We start from the raw sequence: 21,564 nt of genomic DNA on the forward strand, positions 1-21,564 counted from the left end.
ACTACGGTTGCAACGGGTTGCGGGTGGCGCGCTTGAGGTGTTCGCGGGCCCGGGACAGGCGTGAACGCACGGTGCCGATGGGGATGTCCAGGGCGTCGGCGGTGTCCTGATAGCTGCCGTCGGTTTCCAGCGAGGCGTACAGGGTTTTGCGCATCTCGGTGGGCAGGTCCTTGATGGCGACCAGGGTTTTTTCCAGGCGGCGGTTGACCTCGAACTCCCAATCCAGGTTCTGGCTGTCTTCCTGGCCGTGCCACAGCGCTTCATCGAATTCACAATGCACCGGTTTGGCGTACATGCGCCGGAAGTGGTTGCGGATCAGGTTCTGCGCAATGCCGCACATCCAGGTGCTAAGGGTTGCCTGGCCGCTGAAACGCTCCCTGCTGCGCCAGGCCTCCAGGTACGTCAACTGCAGAATATCGTCCGCATCTTCCGGGTTGAGTACGCGCTTGTGGATGAAGCGCCGGAGTTTTTTTTGCTGGTCGTCCGTCAGGTGGAGCATGAATTGAGGCGAGTCGCCAACAAAGTGAGCTAAAGCACCAATAGGGATATCCATGATTTTTTCCTCAGGGTGGGCGCGATCGAAATGGTTTCGATGGGAACCCCTTTAGCACCGGCTGTGCCAAACAGAAAAAAATCGCAAGGTGTTGATTTATATAAATAAATATTTTTTGTTCTGAGGGTTTTGTGCGGTTTCTTGCAAAAGCCCAGGCGGGTTTGTGCCGGTAATTTCAAAACACTGCAGAGGGGAAATTTGTTGGAACCGTAAAGCCAGCGTTTGCCACATAGGGACACAATCTCTTTGTCCTGGCCTGCCCCATGAAAGTCGAATCGATCAACGATGTGCAACCGCTCCAACGCGTGGACCCACCCCGCGTCAGCCCTGAAAAAACAGCGGCCGTGGCGACGGGTTTCGATGAGGTTGCGCAGGTTTTCAATCAGGAAGTCGCGCTCAACAATCAAGCGTTGAACCGGCGCTCGATGGGCCTGGCCGTGCCTGCCGTCGAGCAGCTCGTGCGGCTCTATGATCAGCTTGGCCATCCGGCCCAGGAGACCATCGCGTCCATGGCGCGCCGGGTGCGTTCGCAACTGGCGCACAACGTCAGCGCGGACAAGTGGCTGGCGCTGACCGGCGGCGACCCGGCGCGGGCGTTCGTGGTGCTCAAGTATGTGGCCGCGCAAGCCGAAGCCCGCGCCGCCGACGTGGCCTTGGCGCAAGAGGCAATCGATCGGTTGCAGGTGCGCTACAGGGGCGAGATCCAGGCCGGCCTGAACATTGCCGCCGTGCTGGAGCAGGCCGCCGGCGACCCGCAAGAGCGTCAGGCCGTGCGTGGGCTGTATTACGCCAGTGTGGTCACGCGCCAATCCCTGACTTCGATGATGCAATCGTTGTTGGGGCTGTTCGGCGGGGACCGCTTCGCAGACGGCCTCAACGTGATGCGCCGGGCCCTGGCCGATGACATCGCCGCCCACTCGCCTTCGGTGCCCACGGCGCAGTTGCGCACGCTGCTGTTGGGGTTGCAAAGCTGCGCTCAGTTGGGCGGGGCGTTAGCCAATTGCCAGGCATTGCTGCAGCGCCTGAGCACCGATCAGGACTCGGTGAGTCTGTTGCAGCGCCTGTTGGGGTATACCGCCACGGGTGTCGATTCGGGCGAGGTATTGCGCCTGGCCGAAGACCTCGGTGGCGAGCTGGCGAGCGGCCAACTGGTGTCCCTCAACGCCCTGTACCCGGTGATCCAGCGCCTGCCGCAGACCTTGTGGCGTGACAGCCGGGGGCGCCAGGAGGCGCTGCACAAATTCTTGTTGGTGATGGACGAGTTCGCGCGCGTGGAGCGGGGCAGCCCCCGCATTGCCGGCGAGTCGAGGGGGAACGCATGACGGTGCTGGCGACCATCAACGCTGCGTTGCTCAAGGTGGCGCGGCGTGCCGAAGTCTTGGGCGCGGTGGTGGTCATGGCCATTGTGTTCATCTTCATCGTGCCGTTGCCGACCTGGCTGGTGGATATTCTGATCGCGCTGAATATCTGTATTTCCTGCCTGTTGATCGTACTGGCGCTGTACCTGCCCGGGCCGTTGGCGTTCTCTTCCTTTCCCTCGATTCTGCTGCTGACCACCATGTTTCGCCTGGCGCTGTCGATTGCCACCACGCGCTTGATCCTGTTGGAGCAGGACGCGGGCGATATCGTGGAAGCGTTCGGCAACTTCGTGGTGGGCGGCAACCTGGCGGTGGGGCTGGTGATTTTCATGATCCTCACGCTCGTCAATTTCCTGGTGATTACCAAGGGCTCGGAGCGGGTGGCCGAAGTGGCGGCGCGCTTCAGCCTCGACGCGATGCCGGGCAAGCAGATGTCCATCGACAGCGATCTGCGCGCCGGCTTGATCGACGGCGGCCAGGCCCGCGACAAGCGTGAACAACTGGGCCGCGAGAGCCAGTTGTTCGGCGCAATGGACGGCGCCATGAAGTTCGTCAAGGGCGATGCGATTGCCGGGCTGGTCATCGTGGTGATCAACCTGTTGGGCGGGTTTTCCACCGGCATGTTCCAGCACGGCATGAGCGCCGGCGATTCGATGGCGCTGTATTCGGTGCTGACCATCGGTGACGGCCTGATTGCGCAGATCCCTGCGCTGCTGATCTCCCTGACCGCCGGCATGATCATCACCCGTGCGGCGCCGGATGGGCGCAAGGGTGCCAATAACATGGGCGCGGAAATTGCCCGGCAGATGACCAGCGAGCCCAAGAGCTGGATGATCGCGTCGGTGGGCATGCTGGCTTTCGCCGCCTTGCCTGGCATGCCGACCGTGGTGTTCATCCTCATTTCGCTGATGACCGGCGCCCTCGGTTACTACCTGATGCGCCAACGCCAACGCGAGGAACAGCCCGAAGCCGAAGCCACCGAGGCGGTGCGCCCCGAGGACAACGGCGACGAGGATTTGCGTGGGTTCGACCCGTCGCGGCCCTACCTGTTGCAGTTCTCCCCGGTTCTGCAAGGCTCGCCAGAGGTCACGGAACTGATCCACGGGATCCGCCAGGCGCGTAACGCGATGGTGGCCCATATCGGTCTGACGCTGCCGCCGTTCGAGGTCGAACTCGATGCCTCGCTGGCCGACGATGAGATGCGTTTTTGCGTTCACGAAGTGCCGATGATCAAGGCGTCGGTGGTCACGCTCGTGGCGGTGGAGCGCAAGGCGCTGGCGTCCGAGCCGGCCCACGCGGTGCCGGGGTTGCCCGAGCGCGACGAGCAGGACTGGCTCTGGCTGCCGCCCGACGATCCGCTGCTGGATGACCCGCAGTTGGAACGCTTCAGCGCCACCAGCCTGATCATCGACCGCATGAAGCAGGCCATGATGCTCAGCGGCCCTCAGTTTCTCGGGATTCAGGAGAGCAAGGCGATCCTCGGCTGGCTTGAACACAACCAGCCGGAGCTGGTGCAGGAGCTGCAACGGATCATGCCGCTGTCGCGCTTCTCGGCGGTGCTGCAGCGCCTCGCGGGCGAAGGCGTGCCGTTGCGTGCCGTGCGCCTGATCGTCGAGTCGCTGATCGAGTACGGCCAGCATGAACGTGAGCCGGACGCCTTGGCGGACTACGCGCGCATCGCCCTTAAATCGCAGATTTTCCACCAGTACAGCGAGGCGGACGGTCTGCATGCCTGGCTGTTGTCGCCGCAGACCGAAAACGTGCTGCGCGAGGCACTGCGCCAGACCCAGACCGGGGTGTTCTTCGCCCTCGATAACGACAGCAGCGCTTCGCTGATCAACCTGCTTAACCAAGCGTTTGCCGTGCGGCCCAAAAGCAAGCGCGTGATGTTGGTCGCCCAGGATCTGCGCAGCCCCTTGCGGACCTTGCTGCTGGAAGAGTTCAGCCATGTGCCGGTGCTGTCGTTTGCTGAGCTGGGAAGTGCATCGAAGGTCAAGGTGCTGGGGCGCTTTGACCTGGGCCAGGACGAACTGATGCGAGGAGCGGCAGCATGAGTGCAACGTACATACCCACGCCAGGGAGGGCTTGCTGATGTTTGAACTGCGCGTGTTGGAGGGGTTGAATCAGGGCGCTGCGTTGCCGTTGTTTGGCGAGCAGTGGAGCCTGGGTTGTCACACGGACGCCGACCTGCTGCTGACCGACGCCGGCGTGGTCGAGCATCATGCGCGGCTGCGGTTGATCGACGGGTTCTGGTCGGTGCAGGCGGAAGCCGGGCTGTTGCAAAGCAGCACCGGACAGGCGCTGGCACAGATCGCCGACCTGGCGCTCAATACGCCTTTTTCGCTGGGCAGCATTCGCCTGTGCGTCGCCTTGGCCGACCAGCCTTGGCCCCGGGCGGCGGCCGCGCAGGTCACGCCAGCCGCCGAGCCGCGCCAGGAGACGCCGCCCGCGCTGGTGCTGTCGTCCATCCCGCCGTTTCAGCAGAAGCGCCTGATCAGTCTGGTGCTGGTGTGTGCGGTGATTATCGTGGCGGTCGGCATGGCGTCCACCGGCGAGCATGAGGCCCAGGCGTCGTTGATGCCCGTCGAGCCGCAAAAGCCCAACCTCGGTTCGCCGCTCGAGGTGCGTCAGCAGTTGCTCAAGATGCTCGGCGAGCGCGAGCTGGACCATCGCGTCGGCTTGCAGGTGATCAATGGGCAGATCGCCCTCAATGGCGATGTGTCCCAGGAAGAGGTCGAACTCGTGGCGCGCATGCTCAGCCGCTTTGCTGAACAGTTCGATACCGCCGTGCCGGTGATCAGTCGTGTACGGGTACGTGACAGCATCCTGCCGTTCAAGATCTTGCAGATCGTCGGCGGGCCGAGCGGTCATGTGGTGTTGGAACACGGCGACCGTTTGTTCGTCGGCGATGAGGTGGATGGCCTGCGGCTGGTGCTGATCGACAACAGCAAGGTGGTGTTCGACGGCGCGCAACGCTATGAGGTGCGCTGGTGAGCGGCACGGTGCAGGAGCGTCTCGACGCGTGGCAATTGATTCAGTCCCAGGGCCTGGCCCGTTTCGCGCCGGTGTCGATGCGCGGGCGTATCCAGCGTGTCAACGGCATGCTGTTGCAGTGCCGGCTGCCCCAGGCGCGTATCGGTGATCTGTGCCAGGTCGAAAAAAAGCCTGGCGATTACATGCTGGCCGAAATCATCGGGTTCGATCAGCAGGATGCGGTGCTCAGTGCCCTGGGCAATCTGGAGGGGGTGCGCGTCGGCGCCGCGGTGGAGCGCCTGGGGGTGCCGCACCGGGTGCGGGTCAGCGACGAGCTGTTGGGCCAGGTGCTGGATGGTTTTGGTCGGCCGATTGCCGGCGAGGGCCCCAGTGCGTTCGTCGAGGCGGATACGCCCGACGCGACCACGGTGTTGTGCGAGGCGCCATTGCCCACGGAGCGCCCGCGCATCAGTCGCGCGTTGGCCACTGGCGTGCGCTCGATCGATGGCTTGCTGACGTTGGGCGAGGGCCAGCGTGTCGGGCTGTTCGCCGGCGCCGGTTGTGGCAAAACCACGTTGTTGGCCGAGATCGCCCGTAATGTGGAATGCGATGTGATTGTGTTCGGCCTGATCGGTGAACGGGGCCGCGAATTGCGCGAGTTCCTCGATCACGAACTGGATGACCAGTTGCGTGCCAAGGCCGTGCTGGTGTGTGCCACGTCCGACCGCTCCAGCATGGAGCGCGCGCGTGCCGCGTTCACGGCGACGGCGCTGGCCGAAGGTTTCCGGCGCAAGGGCAAGCGGGTGTTGTTGCTGATCGACTCGTTGACCCGTTTCGCCAGGGCCCAGCGTGAAATCGGCCTGGCCGCCGGTGAACCGTTGGGCCGCGGTGGTTTGCCGCCGTCGGTGTACAGCTTGTTGCCGCGCTTGGTGGAGCGCGCCGGGTTGACGCGCGAAGGCGTGATCACCGCGATCTACACCGTGCTGATCGAGCAGGACTCGATGAGCGATCCGGTGGCCGATGAAGTTCGCTCGCTGCTCGACGGCCATATCGTGCTGTCTCGCAAGCTGGCCGAGCGGGGCCACTACCCGGCAGTGGATGTGCTGGCTAGCCTTTCACGAATTTTGAGCAACGTTGCCGAGCCTGGGCACATCCAGTCGGGCACGGCGTTGCGCCGCCTGTTGTCGGCTTACCAGCAGATCGAGTTGATGCTCAAGTTGGGCGAGTACCAGCCCGGCAACGATGCGCTGACCGATCTGGCCGTGGACAGCCGCCAGGCGGTGGATGACTTCCTGCGCCAGGACCTGCGTGAACCCTCGCCCATCGCCTCGACCCTGGATCACCTGATGGAGCTGACTGCCTATGTCCCTTTCTGACGTATTGCCGAGTGACATCGACACCTTGCGGCGCTTGCGTCGATACCGCGCAGACCGCGCCGAGCGGGCGCTGCGCGAGGCCAAGCGGGCGCACCAAACGCTGGTGGTGCATATCCAGCAGGCCCAGGAGACGCTGGAGCAAACGCGCCAGGAAGAGGCCCGGCAATGCGCGCAACTGTTGAGTGAACACCAGGGCCAGGTGGTGACCTTCAAGGCGCTGAAAACCTGGAGCGCCAAGGAGCAGCACTTGTCGGCCGGCACCCGCCGCGAAGAAAGCCAGTTGAAGACCCTGCAAGGGCAACGCGAAGAGCAGGCGGTGCAGGTCGGCAGTGCGCAAAAGCACGTGACCTTGTGTCTGCGCCAGGTGGAAAAAATCCAAGAACTCTCCCATTTACTCGCGCAGGAACCGCTATGAACCACGTTTCAGTCAACCCGTCTGAGCGCCAGTACCCGCTTGAGTTCTGGGGCGACCGTGTGCCGGCAATCGACGCGCTGGCGCCTTGGGAGCAACGGCTGTTTGCCCAGTTGTTGAATGATGACAGCGACGACGCGAGCCAATGGCAGTTCCTGGCCGGAATCAAGGCTTCGGGGGAAACCGCCAGGGTCGATGCGTTGAGCGAGCAATTGGTTTCGCGGATGGACGGCGTGTCGCAGTGGCCGCTGACGGCGGTCTTGTATTTGCCGCACCTGGGGCGGATCGACAGCAGCATCGGCCGAGAGCAGGGCGCCTGGAGGGTTGAGTTGCGCGCCGAGCGAGAGGGCACGACGCGCTGGCTCAGCGGGGTACGGCAACAGTTCGAGCAAAGGCTCGCCGCGAGCCTGGCACGGCCGGTCAGCGTGCATTTGGCACATACGGCGCTGGCATGATGATGCCCTCCCTGGCGTTACCCACGGTCAAGGGCGATGTGGTGGCGGCCCGGCAACGGTTGGGGCGCGGATTGCGCATGTCGTACCAGGTTGGCGAGCTGCGCGGAGAGTTGCGGCTGGAACCCGGGGCGGCCCCCATGGGCGTCCAGCCGCTCTGTTTCGAAACAGCCTGCGGCGTATTGGGGTTCAGTGAGCCGGGGCCGCAATTCAGCTTGCTGGGCGAATGCCCGGTGACGTTGGCGCAGGCGGGCAACGATCCGGACTCCTGGTTCTGGGCCCTGTTTCAACATCATTTGAGTGCCCAGGTGCGGGCGCTGTTGGGGCATCTGCGGCTATTGCCCTCTGCCCGGCCGTTGAACTTCGGTTGCCGGTTGTGCGTGACGCTCGGCGCTTCCCACGTGGTGGGCTATCTGTGGCTGTCGACCGAGAGCTTTCTGGCGTTGTGCGAGGCCGGGCCGTGGCGCCGCATGGCCAGCCCGATGCCGACGCGTTTTCAGTTGGCGCTGCCCGTGACGATCGGGCGCCTGCGCGTGCCCCTCAGCCAATTGCGCGGCCTGCGCGCCGGCGATGTGCTGATGTTCGAGCAGGTGTATTTCCAAGCCCATGGCAACGGCCATGTGCAGGTCGGCAGGCAACGCCTGTGCGTGTTTATTGATGATGAATCCGGGCCTGTCTGCCTGACCCTTACTTCGATCGAGGAAGCGCCTTTGGAAGAGGATTTCGCAACACCGCCCTATGCAGGGCATGAAGACGACACGCCGGTGGTGGATGTCTTCGGGCATGAACCGTTCGACGAACTGAGCATGGCGCTCAATGTGCGATGCGGCACGCTCAACCTGACCCTCGGCGAGCTGCGCAACCTGGCGCCCGGCGCGGTGCTGGGCATTTCCGGGTATGCGCCGGGCATGGCCGGGTTGTATTACGGCGACCGCCCGCTGGGCGTGGGGCAATTGGTGGAGGTGGACGGTCGCCTGGGGTTGCAGATGTCTCGTGTGATTTTTTCCCGATGAGTTTTCAAGGCGTAGACCCGATTGTCCTGGCCGTGTTCGTGGGTGCCTTGTCGTTGATGCCCATGCTGTTGATCGTCTGCACCGCGTTCTTGAAGATCGTGATTGTGCTGATGATTACCCGCAACGCGATCGGTGTGCAGCAGGTGCCGCCCAGCATGGCCATCAACGGCATCGCATTGGCGGCGACGCTGTTCATCATGGCGCCGGTGGGCTATGAGATCGCGGAGGTCGTCAAGGTATCGCCCCTGGACTTGAGCAACGTGAGCACGCTGCAACAGACCGGGCTTGAGGCGGTGCAGCCGTTGCGGACGTTCATGGTGCGTAACAGTGACCCGGACATCCTCACCCACCTGCTGGAAAACACCGCGCGCATGTGGCCGCCGGCCATGGCGCAGGAGGTCCAGCGCGAAGACCTGATCCTGCTGATCCCGGCGTATGTGTTGTCGCAGTTGCAGGCGGGGTTCGAGATCGGCTTCTTGATCTACATCCCCTTTATCGTGATCGACCTGATTGTCTCCAACCTGCTGCTGGCGCTGGGGATGCAAATGGTTTCGCCCATGACCATTTCCCTGCCGCTCAAATTACTGCTGTTTGTGATGGTGTCCGGCTGGTCGCGGCTGCTGGACAGCCTGTTCCTTTCCTATCTCTGAGCTGCCTATGGAACCGATCGTACTGTTCAAACAGGGCATGCTGCTGGTGGTGGTGCTGACGGCGCCGCCGCTGATTGTCGCGGTGATCGTGGGCGTCCTGACGTCACTGATCCAGGCGCTGATGCAGATACAAGACCAGACGCTGCCTTTCGGCGTCAAGCTGGTCGCCGTTGGCGTCACGTTGGTGGTGACCGGGCGTTGGATTGGCCTGGAGTTGGTCCAGTTGATCAACCTGACGTTCGACATGATCGCCCGTTCGGCCTTGAATTGAGGCGTGCCCATGCTGCTCTATCTTGATTTACTGCCAAGCCTGCTGATCGGCATGGCACGCATCTACCCCTGCGCTTTTCTGGTCGCGGCGTTCTGTTTCCAGCACATTCGCGGCATGCCCAGGCACGCCGTGGTGATGGTCATGGCGTTGATGCCCGCGCCGGGTATTCATGCGGCGCTGATGGGGCAGGAACTCTCCGCGATGATGTTGGGCGCGCTGGTGCTCAAAGAGGCGATCCTGGGCGTTTTGCTGGGGGTGTTGCTGTCGATGCCGTTCTGGATGTTCGAGTCGGTCGGGGCGCTGTTGGACAACCAGCGCGGGGCTTTGGCCGGCGGTCAGCTCAACCCGTCGCTGGGCCCCGACGCCACGCCGATCGGGCATTTGTTCAAGCAACTGGCGATTTTTTTATTGATGGCCAGCCTGGGCCTGGGCGCACTGACCCAGGTGATCTGGGACAGCTACCTGATCTGGCCGCCGACCGTGTGGTTTCCGTTGCCGGCGGCCAATGGCCTCAGTGTGTTTGTCGAGTTGGTCGGCGACACCTTCACTCACATGATGCTGTACGCCGCGCCCTTTATCGCCGTACTGCTGTTGCTCGAGTTCGGCGTGGCACTGTTGGGGATCTACAGCCCGCAACTGCAGGTGAGTACGCTGGCCCCGCCGATCAAATGCCTGGCCGGCATCGGTATTCTGCTGCTGTATTTCGCCCTGCTGCAGGACTTGATCGTCGGGCGCATGGCGCTGCTGAGTGACCTCAAGCATTCCCTGGGCCTGCTGTTCAAGGGGCCTTTTACATGAGTGACTCAGGGGAAAAGAAACACCCCGCCAGTGCCAAGAAACTGCGTGACCAGCGCAAGAAAGGCCAAGTCGCGCAGAGCCAGGACGTGGGTAAGTTGCTGGTACTGACGGCCTTGAGTGAGATCGCCTTGTTCACGGCCGACACCAGCATGCAGCGCTTCCAGCAGATGATCGCACTGCCGCTGGCGCGCATAGGGCAACCCTTTGCGCGCGCCCTGGAAGAAGTGCTGACGGAGGCGCTGGTGTTGTTTTTCTCCTTCGGCCTGCTGATGGTCGGGGTCGCGATCGGGGTGAAGCTGATCAGCAGTTGGATGCAGTTCGGCTTGCTGTTCGCCCCCGAATCCCTGAAGTTGGACTTCAACCGGCTGAACCCGCTCACCCAGCTCAAGCAGATGTTCTCCGCCCAATCCCTCATGAACTTGTTGATGGGCATCGGCAAGTCATTGCTCCTGGGCTTGATACTGTACGTGGTGATTGGCCCGTCGCTGGGCGCCCTGATCAACCTTGCCAACAGCGATCTGCAAACCTACATCCTCGCGCTGATCACACTCTTTCGGCACTTGTTGCACGCGTGTCTGGGGGTGCTGCTGGTGCTGGCGCTTATCGACCTGACGTTGCAGAAGTACTTTTTTGCCAAGCGCATGCGTATGACTCAGGTCGAGGTGGTCAAAGAGTACAAAGACATGGAGGGCGATCCCCACGTCAAGGGCCAGCGGCGCTCGTTGGCTTATCAGTTGGCCCAGGAAGAACCCAAGGTCAAGCTGCCCAAGCTGGAGGAGTCGGACATGCTGGTGGTCAACCCGACGCACTTTGCCGTCGCGTTGTATTACCGCCCCGGCCAAACGCCGCTGCCGAAACTGGTGGCCAAGGGCACGGACGCGAATGCGCGTAAGCTGATTGATCGAGCCAAGGCGGCGGATGTCCCGGTGATTCAATGCGTATGGTTGGCCCGCACGCTGTACGAGGCAAAACTGGGGGCGGGCATTCCGCGCGAGACCTTGCACGCGGTGGCGTTGATCTACCGTACCTTGCGCGACCTCGACGATGAGGCCAAGCGTGAAACCCTCGAGTTGCCGGAGCTGGAGCAGCGCTGATCAGCGGTTGGCGAAACCATCCAAGGCGTCGAGGTCGGCCAGCGACAGCATTCGGCTGAGGACTTGATCCACGGCCTGAAGCTCGGCGGGCAGGGCGTGCCAGATCACCAGTGCGCCCTGGGCATCGAGGTAGATATAGCAGCCATCAAATACCACTGCCTGATCGAAACGGCGTTCCAGCACGCGTTGCAGTTGCCCGGCTTGCAAGGCCGCCTGGCTGATGTGCAATGCCAACCCCGGGCGGGCGTTGGCGTGCCGTGTGTGCAGGGCGATGCCCAGGCACAACGGCAGGTGAGCGGCATCGCCGCTCACCAGGCTATCGAAGAATGCCTGCCGATGCCGCTCATCGTCCGGCACCCTCCCGGCGTTCATCGTTCCAGCGACACCGTTTGATAGTCCGAACGCTCCCCGGCCGGGCCGGGTTCGACGCGCATGTGCGGCGGCCACCAGATCACCAATTTATTGCTGGTCGATTGTGGGCGTGAGCAGGAGTCCCCTTTGCAGGTCGGGGTGCAACCGCTGATGAACAACGCGGTAATCATCAGGGTGGCACACAACAGTCTTGGCTTCATGGCGTGGTCTTCCGGGTTGGCGTGAGCAGGGACGGGCGCGGCACACTCAGGTGTTCGTCCTTCACCACCGGGCGCATGGCGATGAACACTTCGGCTTCTTCGCCCGGCTTGAGCCAGGCGCGTGGCCAGACGGTGACCGCCAGGGTCTCGGAGTTGCTGCATTCTTTTTCATCGATGCGGACATTGCGCTTGTACTGATTGCGCAGCACCACCACTGCCACGTTGAACTGCGGGCCGGCATACCACTGGCTGCGCTCGGTATTGAGCGCCAACAGCTCGCGAGGGGTACACAACGTGTTCAGCGCCAGCGGCATCGGTGCGGCCTTGAAGGCTTTGGGCACTTGCCCGCTGACCAGATGCGCCAGGATGCTGGTGATGTCGCTGCGGTTGATCACCGGCTGATGTGGGGCCAAGCGCCGTGCCAGGGGTTTGAGTGCGGCCTGCAACTCGCTCTGGTCGGCCTGCGGCAAGTAACGCGATGGGTCGGACTGATCGCCGATCACGCGCGGGGTGAGAATGAACAAACGTTCGCGCCGGTTGTTCTGGCGTTCCGTCGAAGAGAACAGCGCTTTGCCCAGCAACGGAATGTCCCCCAGCAAGGGGATCTTGTTTTGCTTGTCCGCGCTGTTCGTTACATGGAAACCGCCCACCACCAGGGAGCGTTTTTCCGCCATGACGGCCTGGGTGCTGACCTTGCCCCGACGCACATCGGGGCCGATGCGTTCGGGGTTGGACTCGTCGAAGTTACCGTCTTCGATGTCCACCGCCAGGTGGATCTGATGGCCACCGCGGCTGGTGATGACGCGAGGCACGACCTGGAAACTGGTGCCGACGGTGATCGGCAGGATGGTCGCGTTCTCGTTGCCGGCCGTCAGGTACTGGGTGCGGTTGAAGTCGATCACCGCCGGTTGGTTTTCCAGGGTGAGCACCGATGGGTTGGAGACCATGGTTGCCAGCCCGCGCGCTTCCAGGGCGCGCACGTCGGCGTAAAAGCGGTCGCGGTTTTCGATCGACAATTGTGATGAGGTGCCGGGCGCCATGTTGACCCCGCCGCGGAAGCGACTGTTTTGAAAGCCCCAGTTGACGCCGAACTCACGTAATTGGGTGCGTTCGATGTCGAGGATGATGGCGTCGATTTCCACCAGTTTACGCGCCACGTCGAGCTGACTGATCAGCTCGCGGTACATCCCCTGACGCTCCGGCAGGTCATAGATCAGAATTGCGTTGTTGCGCACATCGGCCTCGACGCGGATTCGGCTGGGGTTGACCGGCGCCCGCGACGTCAGCGCTATGCCGGCGTCCACCGGCCCGGTTGGCGCGGGTGTGCCGAGCATCTGCCCCAGCAGCGGGTTGCTCAGGCGCGGGAACGCCGGCGTCAGGGGCGCGGGCTGGGACTGCGCGGGGGAGCGCTGAGTCATGCCGGTGAGCATCGCGGGATTGCGTGGGTCGAGCAGCCCGCGCAGCATGGTAGCCACGCCGGGGATGGTGATTCTTTCGTTGCGGTATTCCATTTGGCGGTCCGCGGCGTTGGCGAACTTGAGCGGATAGCTCAACACGCTCTGCTTTTCGTCCGGTGAACGGCGCTGGCTGCTGAACTGCTTGATCTGTTCGATATAGCGCCGGGGGCCGGAGACCAGGACGACACCGTCCTCCGGCAATTCGCCCCAGCCGAAACGACTGTCGAGCAGGCCGATATCGGTCAGCGCCTGCTTGAGGTCGGCAATGGTTTCGGACGACACCTCCAGGCGTGCGGACTCTTGCTGATCGAGGGTGCTGATGTGCAGGGTGTTGTTGTAGAGATACCACTGGAAGCGGTGTTCAACGCCCAGCCTGTCGAGCAGCGACTGCGGGGTATTGGCGCGTATCTTGCCGTTGACGTTGCCCTCCAGCAGGCCCTCGATCTGGAGTTGGGTGCCGAAGGTCTGGGCAAAATCTTCCAGGACTTCACGTAACGGCTTGTGCTGGGCTTCATAGGCGTATGCCGTGTTCTTCCATTCGGCGGGGATGGCGGCGAGGGCGCCTGGCGCCGGGGCCAGCAAGCAGGTCAGGGCGATCAGGCACCGCCAATCGGCGCGTCTGGATGAAGTTTCGGGCGGGTCAATGCGCAAGCTGTCGCGCTTGTGGATCTTGTTATGCATAGAAGCTTCTCTGATTAGTACAGCAACGAACGTAGGGAGGTGGGGTTGCGTCGAGGCGCCGATCTGTGGAGGCGCGCGACGGTGGCGCGCCAGGTATCGCGTTGGTTGAGCAGGGACTCGAGGCAGAGCTGCAGCTGCTGTTCGTCGTGCTTGTCATGCAGGCAATGCATCAGCCAGAGCGCGCCACTGGCCGGCGCCTGGGCGAGAGCGCCTGGAAAGTGTTCCAGGCTGACCTCGCCCAGTCGCAGCCAGCTCAGCAGCAATGATTTGTCCGGGCGAAGTGGCGTCAACTGGACACTGAGCAACAGGCTGTTCGAACAATGACGCAGGATAATTTCGTCATTGTTTTCGAATAACCTCAATTCTCCGGAGCCGCGTTTCAAACACTCGGCCAGCAGCGCGTTCAAGTTACTGACCGCTGTCCAGGCCTGACTTCAGGAGCATATGTTTGACGCGGGCATGCTCATTGAAGACGTATTCGGAAGTTCGATGCTTGGCGACAAGATCGAAAAAAAAGGCAAGGTCTTCTTCAGACCCGGAATTGGTTTCTGCGGCGAGGTTGAGGTCACGTTTAACCTCCCTTGCGTCGTTTAAAAGCCGATTGCTGTAACCGTCGTAATAGTTCATGGATTCACTCCGTTGGGATGTTCTCCTTTTTGGTTTGTATTTCGAATTGGTTCCATGTGCGGCAATTTTTATTTCATGAAGTGTGTTTAAAACCCGTTGTCTGAAGGGCTGTCATCGGGCTTCATGAAAATATTGATCAAGGACGTCCAGTCAATCCGGAAGTCCCCTTCTTCGGTGGTCAATATGAGCGATTGCAGTTTGATCGTATCGTCGGCGCGCAGTGTCCAGTGCGTGCTGCCGCGGTTGGTCAGGCATGCCCGCACCGCCTCCAATTCGAGCGGGTGGCAAACCAATGTTGCCTTCACCGCTGGCACATGGCTCGCCAGTAATTGCTTGATCAGGGCGGCCATGCGTTGGGGCGCGGGGGTGTCTTCAAGCAGCAGGTGAATCGCCTGGTTGGCGATCGAGGTGGCGTATTGTTCAAGGCTGTCGCACAGGGCCTGACGCTCGATTTCCCAGCGTTTGAGTTGTGCATTGGCACGTTGCCATACTTCAACGCTGACTTTTTCCAGCAGCGCTTCACGTTGGGTGTGTGCCGTCTTCAGCAACTGCCTGGCCTCGGCTTTTGCCTGGTCCACCACATTGCTGGCCTGGGTATAGCTCGCCAGTGTTTCGCAAGAGATCAGGCTCCCCGGCAGGGGCGGCGCGCCCCCGGGCGAGCTGATTTTATATCGGCATAACATCGTTAATCTCCGTGCCCCTCTGAGGCGGCAGCGCTACTGTTCCTGTTCATCGCGCCAATGCGCCACGCCACCGCATGCCAAAGGGTATCGAGGCGGCTATGGGAGTCGCCGAGCGACAGGGCTTTTTCGTCCAGATCCAAAATGCGCCGGCGCGCAAAACGCAACCGGATGCGCTGCCAGGTGGCCGGCGTGACCCAGGCGCGGAGCAATTGCAGCGGGTCATTATCGGGTTGCACCATATCCAGGGGCAGGGCCTTGGCCAGCCTGTTGCACCACTGTCGATGGTTGTCATCGAGTGCGGTGGCATAGGCGGGACGGCAGATGCCGTCAATCAGGGCGAGCCCCAGGTCGAGTTGATCCGTGGGGGCGAGTGCCAGTTGCAGGAGTGCGGGGTCGGGCATTGGCGGCAGGCAAGGGGCAACGCCATAAGGCGTGCCCGTGACGACCTGCCGGCTGCGGTGCAGCTCATTCAGCGCGGCGTGTTGAACGGGGGCTTTCCAGTCTTCGTGGGCACACAACCAGGGCGCGGACCACCATTGGGCCCATGAGAGATTACTCATTGCGGGCCTGGACAGGCGCATCCGGGGATGGGCCGTCTGACAGCGCGTCTGCGGCTCTTTGTGTGCGTTTATGCCAGAACATGCCCGCCGCGATTATCAGCGCCAGGGCGATCAGCCCGAATGTCACACTGGCCCGCCAAAAACCGATGTCATCTCCCGGAACCAGGAACGGCCCGAAGTAAGCCAACCGTTGCTGCTCTAAGTAAGCGGTTGCCGGCACGAAGACGACCGTCAGCTTTTGCGGGTTTTCCACCGCGGCGGTCATCCCCGGAATACTGCTTGCAACCATCCTGCGCACCCGGGCCCTGATATTGTCGGGGTCGAGTCGCGGGTCATGCTTGATGAACACCGAGGCGGAGGCGGGTTGTACCGGTTCCCCCGGAGCGACGCGCTCGGGCAGCACCACGTGTACGCGAGCCACGATGACGCCATCGATGTTCGACAGCGTGGTCTCCAGCTCCTGGGACAGGGCATAGATGTAGCGTGCTCGTTCTTCAAGCGGGGTGGAAATAACCCCCTCTTTGCGAAAGGTGTCGCCCAGCGTCGCGCGCGCGACCCGCGGGAGGCCGGCGGCCTCCAGCGTTCGCACAGCGCGGCCGATATCGGTTGAGTTGACCACCACCACAACGCCATCTTTCGCGGGAACCTTGGTGGCGCGGATATGTTTGTCCGCCAGTTCCGCAACGACCTCATTGGCCTCTTGTTCGGTTAACTGACGATGAAGTTCGACACGGTCACTGCAGGCATTGAGCAAGAATGAGAGCGACAGGATTACTAGGATAAGCCACGGGCGAGTCATGTTGGCCTACTGGAGGTTGCTGATTTTATCGATGCACTGCGCGGTTTTACCGACGCTCTTCGACAACATGTGCGTCAGCAGGAGTGCGTCGGAAAGTTGCCCCGGATATTTTCGCGCCTCTTCCAGTTTGTTCTTGCTGCTTAATGCCCGCAGGCTTTTGGTCATACGCTCAGTCATGGAATTGAGCTTGCCTGCGGCTTCGGAAAGCACATTCGGTGGCAGCGCATGATCGACCGCGGTATTCGCAACTGGGGAAGGCATGAGCGTTGAGTTGAAAAAGCTGACATCGGTGGCCGAGTGGGAGGCCTCCTGTATGCCCGAGGTGCCAGGGAGTTGATTGATTTCAGTCGTGCGGATGCTGCCTATCATCATGTTGCCCTGTCAGATAAGGGTTAGAAGATGAGCGTGTATATGACAACGCTCGTGGCGGTATGGCCTTCCCGGCATCGACTGTCGAGAAGGCCAGCAAGCGTTCAGCTATTACAGGCGGAGCATGTCAGCGGCTGCTTTAATACCGTTGGTATTAGCGTTCTCTGCTGCTTTATATGCGTTTTTTACGCCATCTTTGCGCTTCTTTGATTCTACAGCCTCCATACCAGCATCTGCCTCATCAGCAGACATATTGTTGGCGTCACCGCCACCATAGGAGGCGCCAGAATACGAGCCAATCGAACCGATAGTCATGTTGTTTTCTCCGTGCTTGACGTTAGTTTTACTGGAGTCAGCGATACATCAAAAGACGCTGTTGCACACCTGTATCGCTGTTCCATGACTTATGTGGCTAAACGGATTCATGCGTTCCATATGTTGCGGGAAGGTATGTTTCAAAAGATGTTATTGCGTTAACAGGGGCGGCACCCTGTTTCAGTTGAGTGATATTCCCAAATGCTTTATTCGGTGGTACAGCGTTCGCTTGGCGACGCCTAAAGCGATTGCCACACTGTCCACACAGTGGTCGTGTTGACGAAGCGATTCTTCAATCAACGATTTCTCCATCTGTTGCAATCGTGTCTTCAGGTTCAATTCAAGTTCATGTCGGTTGATCACCGCGGTGGATAACGGCGGCAGGCCCAACACGAATCGCTTGGCCGTCGAGCGCAGTTCGCGCACGTTGCCCTTCCACGGGTGGCACAGCAGTTGTTGCAATAACTGCTTGCTGGGGGGCGACGGCGCGGCGAGCCGGAAGTGATCGGCCTCTTGCTCAATCATGTCCAGGAACAAGGGAATGATCCGCTCTCGCCGATCCCGTAAGGCTGGAAGGTGGATATTGACCACATTCAGACGGAAGTAGAGGTCGCGTCGGAAAGTGCCTTGCTCGACCATTTCGTGCAAGGCGTGCTGGGCCGAGGCGATCACACGCATGTCTACCGGGATAAATCGTGTAGACCCCAGGCGTTCGACCCCGCGTGATTCCAGTACACGTAACAGCTTGGCTTGCAGCGACAGCGGCATGCTGTCGATTTCGTCGAGGTATAGGGTGCCCAGATGAGCGGCTTCGACAAACCCCGCGCGAGATTGCATGGCGCCCGTGTAGGCGCCGCTGTTGACGCCGAACAGTTGGCTTTCGGCCAGGGTTTCCGGGATGGCGGCACAGTTAACTGCAACGAAGTTTCCTTTGCGACGAGACAGCTGATGGATGCGTTGCGCCAACGTATCTTTACCTGTGCCGGTTTCTCCCAAGAGGAGAATATCGATATCGAGAACGGCCGTATTGTTCACGGTCGTTTCGATGGCCGGGCAATCGCTAAAGGTCATGTCCGTTATAAGAACGTTTTCGCAGAGCGTCGACATCGTGTTGTGCTCCGATACTGTTGCCACGTCAGGAGGGCAATTAACCTATGGGCCGGCACGCAGTTAAACAGGAAAGCTTAGTGTTGTCATGATGCGCTGCTTGAGCTGTAGAGTCGCTCGGGTACTTGAATCGCAAGAACTATAAAGTTGCAAGCGCTGCTCGGGGTAGTTGCCCGTGGTTGGTGTAAGATAAATCTTAGAGTGATGAGGAATAGTTGGGATGTTTGATGAGGGTGCAGTTATGTTGCGGTGTGTGTTCTAGAATTCTCGTTATTTTATAATGTGTGGCGATGTTTCACTATCTTGATGCATCGCCCTTTATAGTTCGGCTTCTACCGCAATCAACGTTTGCACGTTAAATCAGCCAGCTAGACAGCCCACTGCCCGCACAAAAAACCACCAGGGCTGGACCCCCTCACCCCGCACATGGATAGCCATTAAAAAAAACAGCCCTTTGGCACCGATAACATCGTTTCTCGGGCGCATGGGTTTTCAATATATTGGCCGCCAGATCCGATTAATGATTCAACATTCACCACTCTCAGTGCGAGTAGTCTTAATGAACAATAAACCTGACAGCACAAGGCTTGAAAATGCCGGAGCGGGGACCCGGGCGGTCTGGGGTGGGGAGCAAGTCAGGCACCCCTACAATGCCACTCAAACACCTATCGTGGTCAGTGCCGCTTACGGTTACGACGACATCGACGTCTGGTACGACGTTGCTCAGGGCAATGCTCCGGGCTTTATCTACAGCCGCATGAGCAACCCGACGGTCGAGACCCTCGAAGCCAAAATCCGCGAGTTGGAACATGCTGAGTCCGCCGTGGCCTTCAGCAGTGGCATGGCGGCGATCAGCAGTGTGCTTTACACCTTCCTGGCCCACGGCAATCGTGTGGTGTCCACTAAGGACAGCTATGGCGGAACCAACAAGATTTTCGAAGAGTTCCTGCCGCGCATGGGCGTCGAGGTGACCTTGTGCGAGACGTTCGATCACGAGGAGATCGAGCGTGAAATCGCCAAAGGCTGCCAGTTGGTGTACCTGGAAACACCGACCAACCCGACCCTGAAAATCCTCGATATCCAGCGTCTGGTGGCTGCGGCCAAGCGCGTCGGTGCCGTGGTGGTGGCGGACAACACCTTTGCCACGCCGCTGAATCAAAACCCACTGGCGCTGGGCGTGGACGTGGTCATCCACAGCGCGACCAAGTTCCTCAGTGGTCATGGCGATGTGCTCGGCGGCCTGGTATGCGGCAGCGAATGGTTGATGGCCAAGGTTCGTCATTACCGGGAAATCAACGGTGCGACGCTCGATCCCTTCTCGGCCTACATGATCATCCGCGGCATGAAAACGCTGGTGCTGCGCCTGCGTCAGCAGCAACACAGTGCCCGTGCCCTGGCAGAGTTCCTCTGCACCGAACCGTTGGTGGCGTCGGTGAATTATCCCGGCTTGACCAGCCACCTTAACCACGCTGTGGCGTGTGCGCAAATGTCCGGTTTCGGTGCCATCGTCAGTTTTGTCCTGGTCGGTGGCATGGACACGGTCAAGTTGCTGTTGCCGCGCCTGCGCTTTGCTCACTGCGCGGGCAATCTGGGCGCGGTGGAAACCATTTACGGTCCGGCGCGGACCACCAGCCATGTGGAGAACACGCTGGAGGAGCGTCTGGCCCTGGGTATCTCCGAAGGGCTGGTACGCGTCTCCGTCGGCATCGAAGACACCGATGATTTGCTCGACGATCTGCAGCAGGCGTTTGCCTTTGTCAGGCATTCACGGGATGAACAGCTACCAGCAAGCAAACAGCCCTCAATCAATGAAACATGCACTGAGGTAGCCAGTTGAAGTTTTAACGTTACTCCCTCACGACAGGGCCGTTAGTGAGGCGTTCATGAAGCGGAATAATAATAAAACCCAGTGGCGACATTTTTTGACTCTGCCCAGTAACTCAGCGCAGACGTTAATGCGTGCCCCGCCAACTTTCATGAGAACAACCATGTCCATACAAGAACAGCAAATCAACCCGCGTGCCAGTTTCAAACAGGAAATGCAGACGCGCCATATTGTCATGTTGGCATTGGGCGGTGTGATTGGTACCGGGCTGTTTCTCACGTCCGGATACACCGTTAACCAGGCCGGTCCGTTAGGTGCGGTCATTGCTTACATCATCGGCGCCCTCATGGTCTACATGGTCATGATGTGCCTGGGCGAGTTGGCGGTGCAGATGCCGGAAACCGGCTCCTTCAGCACCTACGCCACGCGCTTTCTTGGCCCAGGTACCGGCTACACCGTGGCCTGGCTGTATTGGCTGACGTGGACCGTGGCCATCGGCTCGGAATTCACCGCCGCCGGTATTCTTATGGTGCGCTGGTTCCCGGACACGCCGGTGTGGATCTGGAGTGCGCTGTTCGCTGGCGTGGTGTTCCTGACCAACGTGATCTCGGTGCGTTTGTTTGCCGAGACTGAGTTCTGGTTGTCCTTGATCAAAGTAGTGACGGTGGTGGTGTTCCTGATAATCGGCGGCGGGGCGATTCTCGGCCTGTTGCATATCGATCAGGCGCACAGTGCCGGCCTGGGTAACTTCACCCGCGAGGGCTTGTTCCCCACCGGTTTCATGTCGATTGCCATGACCCTGTTGGCGGTGTCCTTCGCCTTCTCCGGTACGGAGTTGATCGGTATCGCTGCCGGTGAAACCAAGGACCCTCAGCGCAATGTGCCGCGGGCCATTCGCACTACCGTGTTGCGTCTGGCGATCTTTTTCGTCGGCACCATTTTCGTCCTGGCGACGCTGTTGCCCCGCGAGCAGGCCGGTTTGGTGGAGAGTCCGTTCGTCACTGTATTTACCTACATCGGCATTCCTTACTCCGCCGACATCATGAACTTCGTGATCATCACGGCGCTGTTGTCTGCGGCCAACTCCGGGTTGTACGCCGCTTCGCGGATGCTCTGGACCTTAAGCGATCAGGGACACCTGCCTAAGCAGTTCTCTAACCTGACCCGCACGGGGACGCCGTTGAATGCCATCGTATTGAGCATGTTCGGCGGCGGTGCCTCGTTGCTCAGTAGTGTGTTTGCCGCTGACACCGTCTATCTGGCGCTGGTGTCGATTTCCGGGCTGGCGGTAGTGGTGGTGTGGATGAGCATCGCCGCGAGCCAGATCGCATTCCGCCGTCACTATGTGGCCAATGGCGGTGATGTCCGCGACCTCAAGTTCCGCGTCCGGGGTTATCCGTGGGTACCTCTGGGAGCGCTGGCCTGCTGCAGCCTGGCCTGCGTCGGGATCGCTTTCGACCCCGAGCAGCGGGTGGCGCTGTACTTCGGTTTGCCATTCATCGCCTGGTGCTACTTCGTGTATTACATTACCCGCAAGAGCCGCGAGCGACGCTTGTCGCTTGCCCCCTTGGCACAACCGTCCGATGCATTCTAGGCAGGGTGGGCAAGCGTGCTCGGTG

26 protein-coding genes are annotated in these 21,564 nt (G+C 60.7%); 13 read left to right on the forward strand and 13 right to left on the reverse strand.

Translation table 11 applies throughout. From position 1 onward, the window contains the following. Position 1: 1 nt before the first annotated feature. Together ACP7E3_RS07675 and ACP7E3_RS07680 are read right to left on the reverse strand one after the other, a co-directional pair. Positions 2–553: an RNA polymerase sigma factor gene (locus ACP7E3_RS07675; RefSeq protein WP_026139726.1), complete on the reverse strand. Its 552-nt coding sequence runs from the start codon at positions 551–553 to the stop codon at positions 2–4. After that, entirely contained in the window at positions 529–1,038 is a 510-nt protein-coding gene (locus ACP7E3_RS07680) for a hypothetical protein (protein ID WP_426122761.1), read from the reverse strand. The genes ACP7E3_RS07675 and ACP7E3_RS07680 overlap by 25 nt, the downstream gene beginning before the upstream one ends. On the opposite strand from ACP7E3_RS07680, the gene ACP7E3_RS07685 reads away from it, so the two are divergent. Genes ACP7E3_RS07685 through sctU form a run of 11 tightly spaced genes read left to right on the forward strand, consistent with a single transcriptional unit; the run spans position 1,012 to position 10,950 of the window. Further along, positions 1,012–1,875: a TyeA family type III secretion system gatekeeper subunit gene (locus tag ACP7E3_RS07685; RefSeq protein ID WP_232591228.1), complete on the forward strand. Its 864-nt coding sequence runs from the start codon at positions 1,012–1,014 to the stop codon at positions 1,873–1,875. The genes ACP7E3_RS07680 and ACP7E3_RS07685 overlap by 27 nt on opposite strands. Next, complete coding sequence (gene sctV, locus ACP7E3_RS07690) at positions 1,872–3,965, forward strand: type III secretion system export apparatus subunit SctV (RefSeq protein ID WP_017844429.1); 2,094 nt, start codon at positions 1,872–1,874, stop codon at positions 3,963–3,965. The genes ACP7E3_RS07685 and sctV overlap by 4 nt, the downstream gene beginning before the upstream one ends. A 37-nt stretch (positions 3,966–4,002) precedes the next feature. Continuing rightward, positions 4,003–4,905: an FHA domain-containing protein gene (locus tag ACP7E3_RS07695; RefSeq protein WP_288076726.1), complete on the forward strand. Its 903-nt coding sequence runs from the start codon at positions 4,003–4,005 to the stop codon at positions 4,903–4,905. Further along, on the forward strand, positions 4,902–6,260 hold the full coding sequence (locus tag ACP7E3_RS07700; RefSeq protein ID WP_046384778.1) for a FliI/YscN family ATPase: 1,359 nt from the start codon (positions 4,902–4,904) through the stop codon (positions 6,258–6,260). The genes ACP7E3_RS07695 and ACP7E3_RS07700 overlap by 4 nt, the downstream gene beginning before the upstream one ends. After that, positions 6,247–6,675, forward strand: coding sequence for a type III secretion system stalk subunit SctO (gene sctO, locus ACP7E3_RS07705; RefSeq protein WP_169885995.1), 429 nt, complete (start codon positions 6,247–6,249; stop codon positions 6,673–6,675). Before ACP7E3_RS07700 ends, sctO begins: the two co-directional genes overlap by 14 nt. Then, positions 6,672–7,127, forward strand: a complete 456-nt coding sequence (locus ACP7E3_RS07710; protein WP_046384776.1) for a type III secretion system HrpP C-terminal domain-containing protein — start codon at positions 6,672–6,674, stop codon at positions 7,125–7,127. The genes sctO and ACP7E3_RS07710 overlap by 4 nt, the downstream gene beginning before the upstream one ends. Further along, positions 7,124–8,137, forward strand: coding sequence for a FliM/FliN family flagellar motor switch protein (locus ACP7E3_RS07715; RefSeq protein WP_057005747.1), 1,014 nt, complete (start codon positions 7,124–7,126; stop codon positions 8,135–8,137). The genes ACP7E3_RS07710 and ACP7E3_RS07715 overlap by 4 nt, the downstream gene beginning before the upstream one ends. Beyond that, positions 8,134–8,787 (forward strand): type III secretion system export apparatus subunit SctR, encoded by a 654-nt coding sequence (gene sctR, locus ACP7E3_RS07720; protein ID WP_046384774.1) that lies wholly within the window; start codon positions 8,134–8,136, stop codon positions 8,785–8,787. Before ACP7E3_RS07715 ends, sctR begins: the two co-directional genes overlap by 4 nt. Before the next feature lie 7 nt (positions 8,788–8,794). Beyond that, on the forward strand, positions 8,795–9,058 hold the full coding sequence (sctS, locus tag ACP7E3_RS07725; protein ID WP_017844422.1) for a type III secretion system export apparatus subunit SctS: 264 nt from the start codon (positions 8,795–8,797) through the stop codon (positions 9,056–9,058). A gap of 9 nt (positions 9,059–9,067) precedes the next feature. Next, complete coding sequence (gene sctT, locus ACP7E3_RS07730; protein WP_017844421.1) at positions 9,068–9,856, forward strand: type III secretion system export apparatus subunit SctT; 789 nt, start codon at positions 9,068–9,070, stop codon at positions 9,854–9,856. Further along, a complete protein-coding gene (gene sctU, locus ACP7E3_RS07735; protein WP_046488028.1) occupies positions 9,853–10,950 on the forward strand; it encodes a type III secretion system export apparatus subunit SctU in 1,098 nt (365 codons plus the stop codon). The genes sctT and sctU overlap by 4 nt, the downstream gene beginning before the upstream one ends. Here the strand turns inward: sctU and ACP7E3_RS07740 are convergent, their stop codons facing one another. From ACP7E3_RS07740 to ACP7E3_RS07790, 11 genes are all read right to left on the reverse strand, one after another. Beyond that, positions 10,951–11,322, reverse strand: a complete 372-nt coding sequence (locus ACP7E3_RS07740) for a hypothetical protein (protein ID WP_017844419.1) — start codon at positions 11,320–11,322, stop codon at positions 10,951–10,953. After that, positions 11,319–11,522: an HrpT family type III secretion system protein gene (gene hrpT / locus ACP7E3_RS07745; RefSeq protein ID WP_017844418.1), complete on the reverse strand. Its 204-nt coding sequence runs from the start codon at positions 11,520–11,522 to the stop codon at positions 11,319–11,321. Before hrpT ends, ACP7E3_RS07740 begins: the two co-directional genes overlap by 4 nt. Then, entirely contained in the window at positions 11,519–13,660 is a 2,142-nt protein-coding gene (gene sctC, locus ACP7E3_RS07750; protein WP_017844417.1) for a type III secretion system outer membrane ring subunit SctC, read from the reverse strand. Before sctC ends, hrpT begins: the two co-directional genes overlap by 4 nt. A gap of 14 nt (positions 13,661–13,674) precedes the next feature. Continuing rightward, on the reverse strand, positions 13,675–14,067 hold the full coding sequence (locus tag ACP7E3_RS07755) for a hypothetical protein (RefSeq protein ID WP_046384772.1): 393 nt from the start codon (positions 14,065–14,067) through the stop codon (positions 13,675–13,677). Position 14,068: 1 nt separating this feature from the next. Beyond that, positions 14,069–14,287 (reverse strand): hypothetical protein, encoded by a 219-nt coding sequence (locus ACP7E3_RS07760; protein WP_026139725.1) that lies wholly within the window; start codon positions 14,285–14,287, stop codon positions 14,069–14,071. Between the two features lie 86 nt (positions 14,288–14,373). Next, the gene (sctL, locus tag ACP7E3_RS07765; RefSeq protein ID WP_046384771.1) at positions 14,374–14,970 is read right to left on the reverse strand and encodes a type III secretion system stator protein SctL; all 597 of its coding nucleotides are present in this window, start codon (positions 14,968–14,970) and stop codon (positions 14,374–14,376) included. A gap of 2 nt (positions 14,971–14,972) precedes the next feature. Continuing rightward, the gene (locus ACP7E3_RS07770; RefSeq protein WP_046488039.1) at positions 14,973–15,530 is read right to left on the reverse strand and encodes a hypothetical protein; all 558 of its coding nucleotides are present in this window, start codon (positions 15,528–15,530) and stop codon (positions 14,973–14,975) included. Then, positions 15,523–16,329: a type III secretion system inner membrane ring lipoprotein SctJ gene (gene sctJ / locus ACP7E3_RS07775; protein ID WP_426122771.1), complete on the reverse strand. Its 807-nt coding sequence runs from the start codon at positions 16,327–16,329 to the stop codon at positions 15,523–15,525. Before sctJ ends, ACP7E3_RS07770 begins: the two co-directional genes overlap by 8 nt. 6 nt (positions 16,330–16,335) lie before the next feature. Further along, on the reverse strand, positions 16,336–16,698 hold the full coding sequence (locus ACP7E3_RS07780) for a hypothetical protein (RefSeq protein WP_232925850.1): 363 nt from the start codon (positions 16,696–16,698) through the stop codon (positions 16,336–16,338). Between the two features lie 111 nt (positions 16,699–16,809). Continuing rightward, positions 16,810–17,013 (reverse strand): hypothetical protein, encoded by a 204-nt coding sequence (locus ACP7E3_RS07785; protein WP_017844410.1) that lies wholly within the window; start codon positions 17,011–17,013, stop codon positions 16,810–16,812. Positions 17,014–17,193: 180 nt separating this feature from the next. Next, on the reverse strand, positions 17,194–18,120 hold the full coding sequence (locus tag ACP7E3_RS07790) for a sigma 54-interacting transcriptional regulator (RefSeq protein WP_017844409.1): 927 nt from the start codon (positions 18,118–18,120) through the stop codon (positions 17,194–17,196). 559 nt (positions 18,121–18,679) lie between these two features. Between ACP7E3_RS07790 and ACP7E3_RS07795 the strand changes: the two genes are divergently transcribed. Next, the gene (locus ACP7E3_RS07795; protein WP_426122774.1) at positions 18,680–19,957 is read left to right on the forward strand and encodes a cystathionine gamma-synthase family protein; all 1,278 of its coding nucleotides are present in this window, start codon (positions 18,680–18,682) and stop codon (positions 19,955–19,957) included. A 151-nt stretch (positions 19,958–20,108) separates the two neighbouring features. After that, complete coding sequence (locus ACP7E3_RS07800; protein ID WP_046384766.1) at positions 20,109–21,539, forward strand: amino acid permease; 1,431 nt, start codon at positions 20,109–20,111, stop codon at positions 21,537–21,539. The last annotated feature ends 25 nt before the right edge of the window (positions 21,540–21,564 follow it).

The sequence above is a fragment of the Pseudomonas sp. PSPC2-3 genome (assembly GCF_049898265.1).
Classification (GTDB): Bacteria; Pseudomonadota; Gammaproteobacteria; order Pseudomonadales; family Pseudomonadaceae; genus Aquipseudomonas; species Aquipseudomonas veronii.